General features: G+C 44.9%; 15 protein-coding genes and 1 pseudogene. 5 read left to right on the top strand and 11 right to left on the bottom strand.

Features of this window, described 5'->3' with window-relative positions; all coding sequences use genetic code 11:
• Positions 1-154 precede the first annotated feature (154 nt).
• On the bottom strand, positions 155-331 hold the full coding sequence (locus FY534_RS04870; RefSeq protein WP_165611912.1) for a hypothetical protein: 177 nt from the start codon (positions 329-331) through the stop codon (positions 155-157).
• 149 nt (positions 332-480) lie between these two features.
• Here FY534_RS04870 and FY534_RS04865 point away from each other — a divergent pair.
• A pseudogene (locus FY534_RS04865) lies at positions 481-1,796 on the top strand (glutamate-1-semialdehyde 2,1-aminomutase).
• Between the two features lie 49 nt (positions 1,797-1,845).
• On the opposite strand, the gene FY534_RS04860 reads toward FY534_RS04865, so the two are convergent.
• The 8 genes from FY534_RS04860 to FY534_RS04825 form a co-directional block, all read right to left on the bottom strand.
• Positions 1,846-2,172, bottom strand: coding sequence for a thioredoxin family protein (locus tag FY534_RS04860; RefSeq protein WP_203115341.1), 327 nt, complete (start codon positions 2,170-2,172; stop codon positions 1,846-1,848).
• A gap of 105 nt (positions 2,173-2,277) precedes the next feature.
• On the bottom strand, positions 2,278-3,375 hold the full coding sequence (locus tag FY534_RS04855; RefSeq protein WP_238413670.1) for a sodium:calcium antiporter: 1,098 nt from the start codon (positions 3,373-3,375) through the stop codon (positions 2,278-2,280).
• 76 nt (positions 3,376-3,451) lie between these two features.
• Entirely contained in the window at positions 3,452-4,051 is a 600-nt protein-coding gene (locus FY534_RS04850; protein ID WP_072872632.1) for a hypothetical protein, read from the bottom strand.
• 83 nt (positions 4,052-4,134) lie between these two features.
• Positions 4,135-4,968 (bottom strand): ABC transporter permease, encoded by an 834-nt coding sequence (locus FY534_RS04845; RefSeq protein ID WP_072872633.1) that lies wholly within the window; start codon positions 4,966-4,968, stop codon positions 4,135-4,137.
• Positions 4,965-5,903, bottom strand: coding sequence for an ABC transporter ATP-binding protein (locus tag FY534_RS04840; RefSeq protein WP_072872634.1), 939 nt, complete (start codon positions 5,901-5,903; stop codon positions 4,965-4,967). The genes FY534_RS04845 and FY534_RS04840 overlap by 4 nt, the downstream gene beginning before the upstream one ends.
• Complete coding sequence (locus tag FY534_RS04835; protein ID WP_203115340.1) at positions 5,900-7,888, bottom strand: FAA hydrolase family protein; 1,989 nt, start codon at positions 7,886-7,888, stop codon at positions 5,900-5,902. The genes FY534_RS04840 and FY534_RS04835 overlap by 4 nt, the downstream gene beginning before the upstream one ends.
• A 203-nt stretch (positions 7,889-8,091) precedes the next feature.
• Entirely contained in the window at positions 8,092-9,345 is a 1,254-nt protein-coding gene (locus tag FY534_RS04830) for an MFS transporter (protein ID WP_072872635.1), read from the bottom strand.
• Positions 9,346-9,496: 151 nt separating this feature from the next.
• Positions 9,497-10,594 carry a YheC/YheD family protein gene (locus FY534_RS04825; RefSeq protein WP_203115339.1) on the bottom strand — a complete coding sequence of 366 codons (1,098 nt, stop codon included), beginning with the start codon at positions 10,592-10,594 and terminating at the stop codon, positions 9,497-9,499.
• Between the two features lie 130 nt (positions 10,595-10,724).
• Between FY534_RS04825 and panD the strand changes: the two genes are divergently transcribed.
• Complete coding sequence (panD, locus tag FY534_RS04820) at positions 10,725-11,132, top strand: aspartate 1-decarboxylase (RefSeq protein ID WP_072872637.1); 408 nt, start codon at positions 10,725-10,727, stop codon at positions 11,130-11,132.
• 99 nt (positions 11,133-11,231) lie between these two features.
• Here panD and queF read toward each other — a convergent pair whose 3' ends face one another.
• Positions 11,232-11,591 (bottom strand): preQ(1) synthase, encoded by a 360-nt coding sequence (gene queF / locus FY534_RS04815; RefSeq protein WP_072872638.1) that lies wholly within the window; start codon positions 11,589-11,591, stop codon positions 11,232-11,234.
• 209 nt (positions 11,592-11,800) lie between these two features.
• On the opposite strand from queF, the gene FY534_RS04810 reads away from it, so the two are divergent.
• Positions 11,801-13,264, top strand: a complete 1,464-nt coding sequence (locus FY534_RS04810) for a methyltransferase RsmF C-terminal domain-like protein (protein ID WP_203115338.1) — start codon at positions 11,801-11,803, stop codon at positions 13,262-13,264.
• A gap of 6 nt (positions 13,265-13,270) precedes the next feature.
• Here the strand turns inward: FY534_RS04810 and FY534_RS04805 are convergent, their stop codons facing one another.
• Positions 13,271-14,458, bottom strand: coding sequence for an acetyl-CoA C-acetyltransferase (locus tag FY534_RS04805; RefSeq protein ID WP_203115337.1), 1,188 nt, complete (start codon positions 14,456-14,458; stop codon positions 13,271-13,273).
• A gap of 187 nt (positions 14,459-14,645) precedes the next feature.
• Here FY534_RS04805 and FY534_RS04800 point away from each other — a divergent pair, with 187 nt between their 5' ends.
• Positions 14,646-15,077, top strand: a complete 432-nt coding sequence (locus tag FY534_RS04800) for a DUF2089 domain-containing protein (RefSeq protein WP_072872641.1) — start codon at positions 14,646-14,648, stop codon at positions 15,075-15,077.
• A complete protein-coding gene (locus FY534_RS04795) occupies positions 15,022-16,029 on the top strand; it encodes an SHOCT-like domain-containing protein (protein WP_203115336.1) in 1,008 nt (335 codons plus the stop codon). Before FY534_RS04800 ends, FY534_RS04795 begins: the two co-directional genes overlap by 56 nt.
• Positions 16,030-16,106: the final 77 nt, after the last annotated feature.

Below are 16,106 nucleotides of genomic sequence, written 5' to 3'. Positions count from 1 at the left end.
TCGACTGAACACATGGTTCAGGGACGAAAAGGCCTGAAGTTTTCCGCGTTCACGTCCGCCATTCGTTGCAAATCCATGTGAACGTCTCGCCTACTGGACGTTGTCTGAAGGGATTATACGAATCCGAGTATACTTGTGTCAATGTTTCCAAAGGTTAACGAATAGTCATCGCTGTTAATTTTTTCATCACTCTTCCTTCTGCTGTTTTGTCGTGAATATTTTGACAAAATCCAAAGGAAAGATTCTGCATCTGCTCATCGGAGGTCTGCATCTTCCATTCTGCAGCGGCGTGAAAACCTTGCTGCCATTTGCTGTCGAGTTTTCTCGTCACCATCTCCTCCTCCATTCCAAGTATGGTTGAGAAAAGTTTTACCTAGTCGGCAAATTGCCATACGAAAGTTACAACAATAAAATCGTCTGCCCAAACTCCGCAAATTGTGATAGCCTGAGGGCTGGTAAATTGTTTTGGGGAGGATCATTGTGTCACATCTTACTCGCGAACGAGCACAGACAAAATTTTGGTTTGAACGAGCAACGGCAAGTATTCTTGGCGGTGTTAACAGTCCATCGCGTTCCTTTAAGTCAGTTGGTGGTGGAACACCTATTGTCATGCAAAAGGGTAACGGTAGTCGTTTTATCGATGTTGACGGACAGGAGTATATTGATTACCTTGCTGCCTACGGACCTTCTATTCTAGGTCACGCTCATCCCGTCGTCATGGATGCCATTCGTAAAGCTACTCAGGACGGCATACTTTATGGAACACCTTGCCCGGCAGAAGTAGAATTTGCAGAAACACTGCGTCAAGCGATTCCTGATTTAGAACGTCTGAGATTTGTCAATTCCGGAACAGAAGCAGTCATGACCACCATTCGTGTAGCACGGGCTGTAACGGGAAGAAGTAAAATTGTCAAATTTGCCGGATGTTACCATGGACACTCTGACGCTATGCTTGTTGCTGCTGGAAGCGGCCCATCTTCTATAGGCGTGCCGGATAGTGCAGGCGTAACCGCAAATACGGCGGCCGAAATTATTACGGTTCCTTTTAATGACTTATCATCTCTGGAAAAAGCACTTGCATGCCATGGAATGGAAGTTGCTGCCGTTTTAGTGGAACCCATTGTAGGGAATTTTGGTATTGTAGCTCCTGAATCTGAAAATTATTTACAAAAAGTGATTGACATATCACACCAACACGGCGCTTTGGTTATTTTTGACGAGGTGATTACAGGTTTTCGTTTCCACTACGGTTCAGCAGCGCAACTTTATGGGGTTCACGCTGACCTCTACGCACTTGGTAAAATTATTGGCGGCGGACTGCCAATTGGCGCGTATGGGGGCAAACTCGATATCATGAATCAAGTAGCTCCACTCGGTCCAGCTTATCAAGCAGGTACTATGGCAGGTAATCCTTTATCCATGAAAGCGGGTCTAGCTTGCTTGAGTGTGTTAAAAACACCAGGCATCTACGAAAGAATGGAAGACCTAGCCAAACGATTGACTCAAGGTATTCTTGAACTAGCCCATCACTATCATGAAACAATTACAATCAATCGTTTGGGGGAGCCTTTACCATCTTTTTTGGTTCTCAACCTGTTCGCCAGTATGCAGACGCTGAAGCGACGGACGGCGTAAAATTTGCCCAATTTTTTCACGAATTGATTCAAAGAGGAATTTTTATTGCTCCTTCAAAATACGAGGCTTGGTTTGTTTCTGCTGTCCATACAGAAACCGATATTGAAGAAACATTGCAAGCGGTGGATGAAAGCTTTCATGCTATGCAAAATACACAATGATTTTATTTATACTGGGAATGGGCTGTGCACCTAATGGTAAACAGCCCTTTTATTGAATCCAGACATCTGCAAGTTGAGAAATCAAATCTTCTTTGCTTTTATAGCCAACCATACGGCGAAATAATGAACCTTGAAGAAAGATCAGTAGACTTGGAACAGCTTGAACACCGTAGCGATTGCAAAAATCTTCCTCTTTATCCGCCTGAATGCGGGCCCAAAAAAATTGGTCCGGACACTCTTTTCTAACTTCGTCCACTACTTTTCGAAACAGTTGTGACGCTTCACACCAATCAGCGTCAGCCAATAAAAAAAGATGACTATGCTTAACCGCCAAGACAGACACGTTTTCCGAGGTAATACACTGTAACTCTGTCAAACAATGAACCCCTCACTTCGCGAACAATCATTTTAGCCATTCTTTCAATATTCTTTATAAAATGCGTCATTGAGGCCGCATTTTTGTATCCTTATGTTCAGTTTACTACACGATCTCCTGATTGGTAGACCTGCGAAAAGAAACATACGCCAAAAAGAGCAAGAAGAAGATGATGAAGACAAATATAAAGAACCAGTGCGGGCTATGACGTACTACCGGGATCGACAGCAGTGGCATGACAAAATAGAAAATAGAGGCAATCCAGAGCATCCAGGCGTAAAGTCCGCCATAAAGTCGATACATGCCATATAAGAAAGCGGCAGCCGCCAAGGTCAGTGAACCTGTCAGAAGAGCGTCTGTTGTTAGCGACCATGGTGTCATCCAAATGCCCAGTGCTGGCACCCAAGTGGATTGAAAGACCATAGCACCTGTGATATTGCCTACTGCCAAACTATCTCGCGATCGGCGAATCCACATCACACTGTTCAAAGTTTCCGGCAACTCTGTAGCAAGCGGAATCAAGAGAGCAGATACAACAAATGCGGGTAATCTCCAGACGCTTGCCATGTGTTCTACCGCGTTGGTCAAAAAATGGGCACCGCCCACTATGCAAGCAATTGATAAAAATACCTGAAGAACAATATGTGAAAGTTTCGGTTCATCTTTAGAAAAAGATAGGTACAAAGCGTGTAGATCAGGCTCTTCTTCGGACGCTATGGGTTTGTCACGCAAAGTTCGCCAGACAAACAGAGCATATAGAAACACGAGCAAGAGCGCGCTCAGATGATGTACCCATACAATCGGCACACATCCCGCAACCATAGCGCAAATATAGGCACAAATAAAAAAGCCCATGTCACGCATAAACGATTTCTGTTCAATCGAAAGGGGTAAACGAATAGTTCGGTTACGGGAACTGAGCAAAGCGAGTGCCATGACTAAGGAGCCTAAGGTTGAGAGCAAGAATGGTGCACCAAGAATGCCGCCAATTCCTACATCCGCTGCTTCTTTCGATGTGCCAAACAAAATGGCTGTCACAGGCACTGCCGTCTCAGGAAGAGCAGTACCTATGGCTGCCAATACACTGCCGACTGCGCCTTGGCCAAGCTGAAGTTTAACGCCTAGCCACTCAATCGCGTTGGTAAACAGTTCTGCCCCAAACAATATCATCGCCAGCGCAAACAGAGTGGTTACTGCAGTCACTTTTTCCCCTCCCCACGCCCTGTCCCAATTATTTTTACGTGGGGAGGAACCAAACTAGACCAAAGATATTCGTGATTTAGGACAAACGATTCCAATCCTTAAATAGCCAATCATCCAATGCGACCTCCGGTTCAACGATAACAGCAATCCACTGATTGTCTTTTGAGAAAATACGAACGCCACCTTCTGCACCAAACAAACTGGCTTCCATGGACATACTGACACCCAACTCTCTCCGCAATTGTCGAGCCGCCATCCAATACTGACGAAGTGTGGTCATCAGCGCATCATCATAAGGACGATCGGATGCAACGACACGCTGATTGCGAACCATTACCCACCCTAACACGCCCGGTATGCGTGCCAATTTTTTGCATACTAAAGCGGATTCATCCAGGTCGCCCGATTCTTCAATGACCGTTGCAGGCGACAATTTCTCCGCTTGTAATACCGCATGTATACCTTGCTCATCTTTGGATTTTTCCTTGTTAAGATGGACTGAATATTTTTCCTGCCATACATTTCCGTTGTTGATTGAATGTTCTAACGGGTACGCTTGCGCTGATGAACGCTTTTGTTGGGTATCGCGTTGACGCCATATGGATAAATTGACAACACCAAGTACCAACACAAGCAAGACGATAATTCCCAAAATCCACCCCAACAGGTTGTGCATTCTTAAACCTCCCGAAGCAGATGGTTTGAATCACAAAAAGACCTTTTTGAACTCATCAATCTGCAGTTAATCACGGTTCCTTCTTATTGGTAATTTCTTTCGTTGACCCTCGTCAAGCCTGGAATACGCCATAGCCACTGAGGACGTAAGCGCCATATGCAAAAAGGTAATAAACAACAGGCAACAGCAAAATAAAAAATCACAAACAACACCCATTCTGCATTTCCAGAATGTACAGCATTCTCTAATTCAGCTTCAATCCAGAGCGGATTGAGCGACAAAAAAAACTGTCCGTAGCGAGCGACATCAGCGTCCACCGGATTCGAAGCAAGAGATTGAAGCCCTAAGCCAATGGAGCCTGTGATAAAAATCATAAAGGAGACCGTAGCATAGGACAACACCGTACTCCAACCAGAACGCAAAGCAACTGTAGACCACATGACCGAGATCGTCGCAATTATAAAAATCGTAAACAATTGAAAAACAAGCACTGCCAGGACTTCTTGCGGAACAGCACCACCAAACAGGAAAACTAAACTGTACAGTGGTAGAGAAGCCAGCAATAGAAGATATTGAAGCGCGCTCGAAGCAATAATTTTTCCGAATAAAATGGAAAAAGGAGAAAGCGGCGTGGTCAACAAAACAGCCAATGTTCTCCTTTCTCGTTCACCGCTTATTGTCCCTGCCGAAAAAGCGGGCGTTAGAAAAGCGACAATAATCATCTGAATCAGTGAGAGAATCGTAAAGACTTGTTGACTTCGCGCTGGCTGAAAAAGATAGAGCTGCCCCTGTACATTCTCGTATAGAAGAAAAAAAGTTAGTATGCCCATACTCGCCACATATCCTGTAACTACAATAGGCGCCCTGGAAGTTCGCATACGTTGTCGAAACTCTTTCAGCAATATCGGATTTTTCATGCGCTCCCCCCTTCTTCCCGTTCACTGGTGAGGCGTAAAAATAACGCCTCAATGTCAGTTGGCCGTTCTGCAAATTGACTTACCCTGACGCCCCGTCGCAACAGTTTAAGCAACAATTCTGATTGCTCTTCAAGTGTACCTTGGTAGATAACTTCTACTCCTTCAGGAAAGTAGGTAACCGAACTCACCTCTGGCACATCGCGCAAAGCCTGTTCAAGTACATGCTGTGAGGACTTAGTGGCAATCCATAACGTACGTTGTGAACTACTGTGTTGAAGCATGACAGACACAGAAGCAACTGCAGCAATTTGACCACGTCGCAAAATACCAATTTCATCCGCAAACTCCGCTAATTCATACAAAATATGAGAAGAAATAACAACCGTTTTTTTCAATGCTTTTAGTTCCTTGAGTACGCTGCGCAATTCAATACGCGATCGTGGATCAAGCCCTGAGGCAGGTTCGTCTAAAATTAAAACGGGTGGGTTGTGCATTAAGCATCTAGCAATTTCCAATCTTTGCTGCATACCTCGTGACAAGGCGTTGACATACGTGTGCCGCTTGTCCACAAGCTGTACTCGCTCTAATAAATCCTGCCGACGTTTTTGCATGACAGCACGCGGTACAGCGTAACAATCCGCATAAAATTCCAAATACTCATCTACACTTAAATCGTCATATACACCAAAGCTGTCCGGCATAAACCCGATGGAACGGCGGACATCCGAAGGATGGCGAACCACATCGTAACCGTTGATAACCGCCTTACCTGATGTTGGCGTAGACAATGTAGCCAACATAGATAAGGTTGTCGTTTTACCTGCGCCATTTTCACCAACCAACCCAAAAACTGTTCCCTCTGGTACATATAAATTCAACTTATCTACCGCTGTAAATCGGCCAAATTTCTTGGTCAAATGTTGGGTTTGTATCATACAAACGGCCCCCCCGAATCTGTGGAAACCGTGGTGTATTGACGAATGAGCACCAGTGTTTCTGCTGAAGCCACTTTCTGTCGATTAGACACCATTGGCAATGTAGGAATACGTGCACTCGTACTGGCAATAAGCATAGCCATATTGCCCGAACTATCATCGTCTGTCCAATTTTCAGAACTGACAAATTGAATCAGGCTCCTGCCAATACTGTGAGTAATGGTATGGTTGTAATTACTATAAGCAAATAACCAATTACTGTAATTTTGTGCCGATTCTACAGCGCGATCCACACTCTTGGTCTGTCCGGGCGAAAAATTTCCCAGATTATACAATCTGCCTTGCCAAAAAAGCGCGACATCATGTAATGGATAAGGGGTATTATTGGTTACTGCTCCAAGTAGCAGTCCAAAGGAAGAAGACAAAGTACAGCTCAAACTACCTTGTTTAGAAAGTGTATCTACCGCATAAAGATAACGCACGCTCCAACGAGGTGAAGTCCCAAAACTTACGAGAGTATGATTTGCTTCGTGCGTGATCAAATTTGTATTGAGATTCGTACTATTGCTCGGTTCCAATGTAAGCGCAAAAGTCCCAGGCGGCAAAGCAAAGGTCATCTGATTACGAAAGGGCGACATCAATGCTTGCATACTATACGCCTGCCCAATCCCATTACCTGTTAATTCCAACACCCCAACAGCCTCATTTAACAATCCTGGTGGACGAATCGCCAAACCAAACGTGTACATACCAACTGTCACAACTAAGGCAATAGAGGGTAGAAAAAACCAAGCCCAAGCTGCTCTTCCAGATTTTCTTAGCCAGGTAAAGAGAAGTGGGCCAATGACCAACAAATAAAGCAAAAAAACCATAGCCCAAAATTTGAGCGAGGGTACGCGCATAGGCGACAAAGCGTCGCGTACTGAAGTCAGTGACAAAACTCCATTCGGACTTAAAGGCTTCACCAAAGCAGATTGCCCAGGAAGAGTACTGTTGCGTAAAATCGTCGTCCAAAGTGCCGGATTCCCTGACCAAGCGAGCAAAGTTCCCTCATTGGGCGAAAAGGAAGTCTGCCAAATCTCACCACGCCCCAATAATCGACTGGCAATAAGCGGTGTGTTGCCTTCACTCGCCCATTCCTCTGCTGAACGAGAAATGCCATTCGCAGCAACCATCAAATTCCCAGAAGGAGGTATAGTGTTGGTGAAAGCTCCCAGACCATCCGCAGATACTTTTTCTTCCTTTCCTGGTTTAATGGGTAAAATCCCTCGCCAGTCTGAAGCGGTACCGTGGGTCCCAGTCACTACCAATAGTCCACCGAGTTGCACCCATGTAATCAAAGCCTCTGTTTGAGCCTGTGAAAGTTTAGCCAATAAGTCAGGGGAAGCAGCCACAGCTCGAATTCCACCTAGCGCGCCAGCAGTTTCCGGAAAAGTAGAAAGGGAGACGACAACCGGCTGTACAGGATTCACGCCATCGCTACTGCCTGTCCAATAAGCGGCAGTTTGCAGAGAATCTGAGATTACAGAGACCAGAGCTACATGTCCGAGCGCATTTCCACTTAAAAACGTGGAAGCGATACGATTGCCGTTGTATAAAACGAGATCGACCTCAGCTCCATTGACTACATCTCCCGGCAGGCTGATTTGTTTGATCACGTTCTGATTGGCCGGTAATTCAATCGGCCATTGAAATGTACCTATAGCGTTGGTGTTGTTTCCCATAGATTGGTTGATACTCACTTTTAATACCGCTGATTCAGCAGGACCTTGATGAGAAATGCGCAATGTGACAGGAACCCAGTCGTCTTCTGCAAAATAACCAGAAAACCCCACCGATGCTGAAAGGCTTGTGCCATTTGCCGCCAAAGCAACAGGAATACGCACAGAAAACGTCGTAATGACGACTGCAAAAAACAGCAAAAAAGAGACAAGAACCTTGTGTCTCCAAAATCCAACGTTTTGTTTCCAAAATTGATAAACCATCCTAACGCACCCAATCCATTTGCTGAGTCATCACTACTCCAGCCATTGCCAAAGCTATATCACGTTGCTCAAACTGTTTGCAATAAATAGTTCAATTTTGATAGCATTCTGTCCTTTTTTCTATACTTTATAAAAGTGTAAATCTAAAACCCAGATTTGAAGCATCTTCTCTGTGACAAAAATACGTTGCTTTTAGATATGACTCACATGGATTGCGGGATATTTTGCTCTTCGCCAGCATATGTTCCCTGCTTTAGCCACCAGGAAAAAACTATAAAAGAGAAAGCGGCAAGCAATGAACTGACTGTCGCCGCCAAAAGGATTGGTGAAATTCCTTTTTGATCAAACAAATAGCCAAAATATGGCGGTCCAACCAAGCGTCCAACCGTTCCCACACTACCTACTACTCCAAGATAAAAAGCAGCATTGCGACCAGTCGTCTGGGTGATGATGGCAGGCACAACAGGACTCATGAGCATTTCTCCAAAAGTGGCTATAATCATCCCCATCATAAGCCAAATGTAAGGAGAGTGCCTTATCCATATGACAGAAAACCCGCAAGCGTAAAATAGAGCGCTTGCAATCAGTCGCGAATTCAGTGACTTGGTGAGCCAACGATTCAACATGGACGTAAAGGGCTGACCTAAAAGAATAACCAATCCGTTGACAGTCCACAGCCAACTATACATACTCGGTGGTTGCCCATGTTGATTGAGATATGGAGCAGCTCCAGAATTCCAGGCAGATGTGGCTAAATACGTCAAAAGACTGCCAATAGCCAAAAAGAGATAGAGACGCATGTTTAAGAGCAAACTGAAAAGACTGCTTTGTTCACCAGCTTGCCCAGAGAACGGTATGAATTGATCGAGCGAAAGCCCAAGCTTGCGTAGATATTGATAAAAAAATAAAGCAAAAAAAATGGTAGTAAGCCCATTGAAAAGAAAGGTTAAATTAAACGAAATGGAAGCAAGGAGGCCCGCCAGAGAAGTACCTACTGCTACTCCTATATTATTGCTCACATACATCAGGTTAAACAGCTGGTTACGATGCTGTGGCCAACGGAATCCAACAAACGCATTGACGGCTGGCATCGTTGTCTGATTCAAAAAACCTATAATCATCATCGCAATCAGATAAGGAACCCAAGCCTTGGCAAATATCAGGCTAAACTGGGCGAAACCGGTCATCAGAAGTGAACCTACAATCAGACGTTTGGGTCCAACTTTTTCATAAAGCGCCCCACCAACAAACTGGCCTAATACCCCCATCAGCGCTTGCAAAAGTAGAGCAAAGCCAGCTTCAGCATAGTTGCGATGCAGCACATTATGAACGTATATCGTTATCAGTGGCCAGAGTAGCGATGAGCCAATAGAATTGACAAGACTCGCTGCTACAAACGTATACGATTCGCGAGGAACCGCTTGTTTCCATCGTAAAGTTGCCTGACGATTGTCCATAAAATCGATTCTCCCAATTTGAATCATAAGTCCCTACAGATTCCATTAACCGCTAGAATGGGTATCAAAAAAGTGAGCCCGTTTGGCGCTCACTCATTATAACAACTTATAGCAACGTTTTGACTTTCCTACGAACCATTTCACTTATAAATCATTTCTGGTTATTCAAATAAATGGCGAATTCCGCTGCAAGAAACGCCGCTTTGCGCCGCATGCCTGAATCCAGCAAGCTACGCGCAGGCTTGGGATTCATTTCAATCATCAAAGGATTTCCTTTTTCGTCTATTCCCATATCAAAACCTACCAAGCCGATAAAAGGTTTTTTTCTCTCCATCATCCGAGCAATTTCAAAGGCAGCCTGCTGCATAGGTTGGATTGAAATTTCTTTTCCTTCTGCATGTGCTGCATTTTGGATTTGAAGCAAAGACACGCGTTCGCCGCCAGCAATGACGTTTGTGACCACTCCATCCTTTGCCGCCCACTTAGGTACGATACCGACCAATTTCCATTCCCCCTGCAAGTTACGCTGCAAAACCACACGGAAATCAACTTTCCGTTGCTCAATCGTTAACAGATTAATTCCTTCCTGCAACAGATGCGGTCGTCGAAGTCGGGTTGTGACCCAATCCCGTAATTTGCGTTCATCCATCTCTTTACGCACTTGCGCAATACTTCCTTGTGAACGATCCCAAGCTACGGCAAATCTATTGTGTCCCAATTTGCGGACACGAGTGACTCCAACCCCCCCATATCCACCTGTCGGCTTGATGTAAACTGTATCCCAATGCCGCAAACGATCCAGCAATTGTTCAGTCGATTTCAACTTTTCTGTTTCTGGCATGTATTTGTCTAAACCAGACGACCGCATCCACTCCGCCATACGCCACTTGCCTGGCAATACTGGATTAAAAAGAGGTATTCCCCGCAAAGTTGCCTGACGTCTCAGTTCATCTGAATATCCGCGAATATTCAAGTGGACAAAGATATTTTCATAAATTACACTAGGCAACGAAACCTCTTTTTTGTTCCAATGTCCATAGGGCGCACGTTTTGAAACAGGAAAATAAGCTTCCATTTTTTCTGCTTTCCAATGCGCTTGAGCCGGATCGAACAAACAAACTTGTGTTCCATATTCGGCTGCCCGCTCAGCTATTTGACAATAAAAAGAGGCGGGGCGAATGTGACCATCTGCTTGTTTTCTGCATCCTGTGGTGGTGGCAACGCCAATCACCGGTTGATTGTTGAGCATTGAGAACCCACACTCCGTTTCGTACCGTAGCCGTCACATCGCCACAGTATATGCAGAGGAGTGTTGTTGAGGAGAGTCAGTAAATAGAAGCCAACTTTGTCGGTGAACCTATTTTTTAAGGAGGATTTTCATGCTTCGTCATGTCTGCAAAGGCAAGCTACACCGAATTACCGTCACACAGGCGGATTTAAATTATATGGGCTCTATTACGCTCGATCCGCTGTTAATGAAAGCGGCCGACATTCGCCCACATGAAATGGTTCAAATTACTAATTTGCAAAACGGAACTATCTGGCACACTTATGCCATACCAGGTACAGAAGGCGCTGGTACTGTCTGCCTCAATGGTCCTCCGGCTCGGCATTTTCAACCGGGTGATACGATTATCGTGCTTTCTACAGCATGGATTTCCGATGAAGAATGGGATTCACTGGAGGCCAAAGTCGTTTTTGTTGATGAGCAGAACCACATTCAATCAATAGTCCGCCATCATCCATGGCCACCTGAGTATAGTCTTGATGCTCCGCAAGAGAACTGAACATGTACTTTATCGATAGGTAAAAACTATGAATTAAACCCCGATTCAGTCGTTTAGCAGATGAATCGGGGCCAATTTTTTCATTCATCCCAATATCAATCAATTTGTTTCTGAATACTCCACAGTTACTTTTGTATGAATTCCCCCGCGCACTGTGAAATCTGCTACCACTTTGGCATAGCGCGGTTTGGCAGCAGCCACGAAGTCGTTTAGAATGAGGTTGGTCACGTCCTCGTGATAGTGAGCTTCATTTCGAAATGACCAAAGATAAAGTTTAAGCGACTTGAGTTCAACCAGATGTTCTCCAGGTTGATATTGAATATAGATGGTCGCAAAATCAGGTTGTCCTGTCATAGGACAAAGCGTAGTAAATTCTGGGCAGTCCATTTCTACCGTATAAACACGCGTTGGATGTGGATTAGGAACCACAACCAGTTCACGCGTTGGTTGAGTCAACATGCTGCATTCTCCTCTCACAAAGCGTTCCGGACGACAAGATAACAATTTCACTCATCTTGAAAGTGTACAATCTTTGTACATATTGGTGCGTATTAAAATCTACCGCAACATGATACACGCCACATTTGGTGAAGACAAGTCGTTTTTCACGAGATAGAATAGGTCTTCTACAAATACTCAAGCCAAAGAAAGGTTGGTTCCCACTAAGAATGGACGATGTTATCCAAACGTTTACAAAAACGTTAGCTCCTTATGTTTCCCTGAATTTTCTCAAAGATTTTACGCAAAGTTTATATATGCCGCGCATTCGCGGAGCACGTTTGCAACGGTTTGAAATCGAAACTGCTGAGAAGCCATTAGGAAATCAGCAAATCCCTATATATGCCATGGAAAAATTACCGACTTTACCAGACGAATTGACAACATGGCTACAAAATCAGGTTCCTTGGTGTAAAGATGGATTTTATCTCCCCGAAGAAGTAAAGATAGGTCAGACCCTCGTTCACCAAACTGGCTGCTTCTATGTCCAAGAACCGTCAGCCATGGGCGTTGTTGAAGTTCTGCAGCCTAAGCCAGGCGAATGGATTCTCGATCTGTGTGCAGCTCCTGGTGGTAAATCCATAGCAATAGGAAAAAAATTGCACGGGAGTGGCTGGTTAGTCGCTAATGAAATACATCCTGAACGTGTCACGGTACTCGCAGAAAATTTAGAAAGATGTGGCGTTCAGGCAACCGTTACCCAATCCGATCCTTCGATTCTTGCTGCTGCTTGGCCAGAAATATTCGATGCTATTCTGGTAGATGCACCTTGTTCTGGTGAAGGAATGTTTCGCAAATCTGCGGAGGCACGCCAAGAATGGAATCCAGAACTACCTGCCAAATGCGCTGAACGACAAAAAAACATCCTCCATGAAGCAGTCAAACTGCTCAAACCTGGTGGACGACTTGTTTACTCCACATGTACTCTGAACCCTATAGAAAACGAGTGGATGATAGACTGGCTATTGAAACACTTTCCCTTACGCTTATTGCCGATTAACAACTTACCCAATTGGAGTTTGGGGCTTGATATTCCCGGTATTCATCCGGGCATTGTCAAACATGTGCGTCGATGCTGGCCTCATTTGCTAGCAGGAGAAGGACATTTTATTGCTCTTTTAGAAAAAGTAGCTCCGTCTCAAACTACATCATTCAATCATTCTATAAAGAAATCACCGCAAAGAGAAAAAACAAAGTCGAACCCAAAGGACTCGACTCATCTATGGCTCGACTTTCTTAACGAAACTTGGCAAGCATCCATACCTGATGAATGGAGATTCCCCATCCAACAGGGAAATGTACTCTTTTCCCAATCTCCATTGCCGAAACCCTTAGTCCCTGTCAAAACCTTGCGCCCCGGTCTTGCCCTGGCGCATCTTCGAGAGGGAAAGCTTATACCTCACCAAGCTCTTGCAAGCGGCGCACATCCTAGCGCATTTGCAAAGTCTCTAGATTTACCGGGGCAAGAAGCTCTGGCTTATTTACGCGGAGAGGCCATGGCTATCTCTACAAATCAAAGGGGGTACTTGCTTTTAACCTGGCTTGATGCCGTACCCCTTGGTTTTGCCAAGGCTGTACCGGGGCGACTTAACAATTTGTATCCAAAAGGATTACGCCGGGTACTAAACAGCTAATTTCTTCTATACGCGTTCAACAGTTACGGCAATCCCTTGCCCACCGCCTATACAAAGCGATGCAACACCACGTTTGAGTCCGCGAAGCTGAAGCTCACGGATAAGTGTCAACAATACGCGTGCCCCACTCGCTCCTACAGGATGTCCCAATGCAATCGCACCACCGTTTACATTGGTTTTGTCACGCGGAAGTTGTAAAGCTTTCTCGACTGCTAAATACTGAGCAGCGAAAGCTTCATTAACCTCAAATAAATCAACATCCGACAAACTCCACTCTGCACGTTCCAGAGCAAGCTGAATGGCAGGCACAGGACCAATACCCATGCGTGACGGATCGACCCCCACAACTGCTGTACTTACCAGTCTGGCTAACGGTTGATATCCGTGGGCATCCACCGCCGTATCTGAAGCGATTAAAAGAGCAGCTGCACCGTCATTAATGCCGGAAGCATTACCCGCTGTAACCGTACCGTCCGTTCGGAAGGCAGGACGCAATTTTCCAAGAGCCTCAAGTGTCGTATCGGGACGGATATGCTCATCCTGATCCACTATCATCTCGCCTTTACGCGTATGAACTGGTACACCGACAATTTCTTGAGCCAAACGCCCTGATGCTTGTGCTTGCGCAGCTCTTGCCTGACTTAAAAGAGCAAATTCATCTTGTTCTGCACGCGTAATCCCATAGTCCTCAGCAAGATTCTCAGCTGTAATGCCCATAGGTAAATCTCCTCGACAATCTGTCAAAATTTCCGACAGCATATCGACTGCTTTCGCATCACCCATACGATAACCAAAACGAGCCTGGCGTAAGACGTAAGGTGACTGGCTCATGGACTCTGCACCGCCGCAAAGCGCTACTTCACTATCGCCTAGCTGAATACTCGCTGCTGCGGAAACAACCGCTTGCAAACCTGAACCACAGAGACGATTGACCGTTAAAGCAGGTACAGTTTGTTTAACCCCAACGTCTAATCCAATATGGCGAGCTAGGTAAGCTGATCCACCATCCGTTTGAATAACGCTGCCAAAGACAACGTTATCCACATCTTGCGGCTCCACATTCGCTTTTTCCAATGCTGCTTTGGCTGCGATGACACCTAGTTGAGTAGCGCGCACGGTGGCTAACGAGCCGCCAAACGAGCCAAACGGCGTACGCATTCCGTTAAGAATCCAAACGTTTCTTTGACCGCTCATAGTTATCCCTCTTTTTTCACTCAATTTCAATCATTTACTTCTCCATTGTACTGTACTATGGCAAATTAGACGAATTGGCTTTTATTCATTTAAAAACAAACTTTAAACAGGGTCATTTATAAACAAATTCAATGACGATATTGAATATTATTAAATACATTGTTAATATCTCTTCAGGAGGGATTCTATGCCGTACACTTTGCCGAAATCCTGTCCCGCCTGCCATGGCAGTTTGCGTGTGACAGAACTCGCCTGTCCTCATTGCGCAACCCGCATTCAAGGAGACTTTTACGCCTCTCCTTTGTGGAACCTGCGTGAAGAACAACTGCATTTTGTGGAAACATTTCTCCGCTGTCGTGGCAACATACGAGAAGTAGAAAAATCATTAAACATTTCTTACCCAACAGTCCGATCACGATTAGATCAAATTCTTAAAGATCTCGGTTGGACCTCAGAACAAACGTTTCCGGCCACAGAAACCATATCTGTTCTAGAACGCCTGGAAGCCGGTGAAGTTACTGTTGAAGAAGCGCTGGAAGAACTGAGAGGAGAGACAACTGAACATGGCTCAACACGACTCAGAACGCATGAAAATTCTCGAGATGCTCGAAAATGGTAAAATCAACGCCGATGAAGCACATCGTCTACTGCAAGCAATCGATCAAAAAACTGTCCGCACTTTCACACTGCCGCCTCTTAGTACACACATTGATAAGGCAACACAGGAATGGAAACAGTGGGGTTCCCAACTGAAAACCATTCTTGCCGATTCTATGACCGACTTGCGGCGAAATATCGAACAACAGGGCGAAGAATGGCTATTTTGGCAAAACACCGTCAAAGCCGTTCATGAGTTACATCTGCCACCATCCATAAAAGATCTCTCTTTCTCTCTGCAAAATGGAGAAGTACATGTGGAGGGGTGGTCAGAGCCGTACTCGCGTGTCTATATCCATGCTACTATGCGCCAGGCAACTCAAGAAGATGCCAAAACATATCTTGCAGAGTGCCTGGAAAATACTCAAACAGAGAGTTCTAGCCGATTGCGTTTAGCCAACACTCGTGATAAAAATTTACTTCTACGTGCTCATATCGATATTTTTGTACCTAAAAACGTGGAAATGCATTTGCGTATTCACTCTCATAACGGTGCAATTGATGCGCTAAATACCGATGTAAAGACCATGCATGTAGAAACTTTAAACGGGGCGATTATACTGCAGGGTGTAAATGCAGAACAGATTCGATTGGAGAGTTTTAATGGTCGTATCCAGTTGTTTGATTCCATTCATTCCAAAACAGAACATCTTACTGCAAATACCAAAAACGGCAAAATAGAGATTTCAGGTATACATCATCAAGGACAAGTGTCAGGCACTCTGCGCACATCTGTAGGTTCTATCCAACTTGATGAAAACGAATTTACATCTGAGAGAGAGCTAGGAGCGTTTAAAAACTCTGTACGTTTTCATCGTCTAGTATCCGATACTTCTTCACATACAGAAATTTTCTGTCGCACAAACAACGGTTCAATTGCACTTAGTTCGATATCCAACCCGGGACGAAAATAATCTACGAAATATGTGTTCGTTTAAAATGACGCAAATGGCAGGTAATAGCCCCCACAGTCCTTTACCTGCCTAACGAG

It is taken from the genome of Alicyclobacillus sp. TC, assembly GCF_016804365.1.
Taxonomy (GTDB): Bacteria; Bacillota; Bacilli; order Alicyclobacillales; family Alicyclobacillaceae; genus Alicyclobacillus_I; species Alicyclobacillus_I tolerans.
Note: the sequence above shows the minus strand (reverse complement) of the source record. Positions and strands in the feature narration are given on the sequence as shown.

Bases quoted from the DNA above. Each gene is read 5' to 3' on its own strand.
- FY534_RS04850 (WP_072872632.1), bottom strand. From the start codon at position 4,051: ATGCACAACCTGTTGGGGTGGATTTTGGGAATTATCGTCTTGCTTGTG.
- FY534_RS04845 (WP_072872633.1), bottom strand. From the start codon at position 4,968: ATGAAAAATCCGATATTGCTGAAAGAGTTTCGACAACGTATGCGAACT.
- FY534_RS04840 (WP_072872634.1), bottom strand. From the start codon at position 5,903: ATGATACAAACCCAACATTTGACCAAGAAATTTGGCCGATTTACAGCG.
- FY534_RS04835 (WP_203115340.1), bottom strand. From the start codon at position 7,888: ATGGTTTATCAATTTTGGAAACAAAACGTTGGATTTTGGAGACACAAG.
- FY534_RS04830 (WP_072872635.1), bottom strand. From the start codon at position 9,345: ATGGACAATCGTCAGGCAACTTTACGATGGAAACAAGCGGTTCCTCGC.
- FY534_RS04825 (WP_203115339.1), bottom strand. From the start codon at position 10,594: ATGCTCAACAATCAACCGGTGATTGGCGTTGCCACCACCACAGGATGC.
- panD (WP_072872637.1), top strand. From the start codon at position 10,725: ATGCTTCGTCATGTCTGCAAAGGCAAGCTACACCGAATTACCGTCACA.
- queF (WP_072872638.1), bottom strand. From the start codon at position 11,591: ATGTTGACTCAACCAACGCGTGAACTGGTTGTGGTTCCTAATCCACAT.
- FY534_RS04810 (WP_203115338.1), top strand. From the start codon at position 11,801: ATGGACGATGTTATCCAAACGTTTACAAAAACGTTAGCTCCTTATGTT.
- FY534_RS04805 (WP_203115337.1), bottom strand. From the start codon at position 14,458: ATGAGCGGTCAAAGAAACGTTTGGATTCTTAACGGAATGCGTACGCCG.
- FY534_RS04800 (WP_072872641.1), top strand. From the start codon at position 14,646: ATGCCGTACACTTTGCCGAAATCCTGTCCCGCCTGCCATGGCAGTTTG.
- FY534_RS04795 (WP_203115336.1), top strand. From the start codon at position 15,022: ATGGCTCAACACGACTCAGAACGCATGAAAATTCTCGAGATGCTCGAA.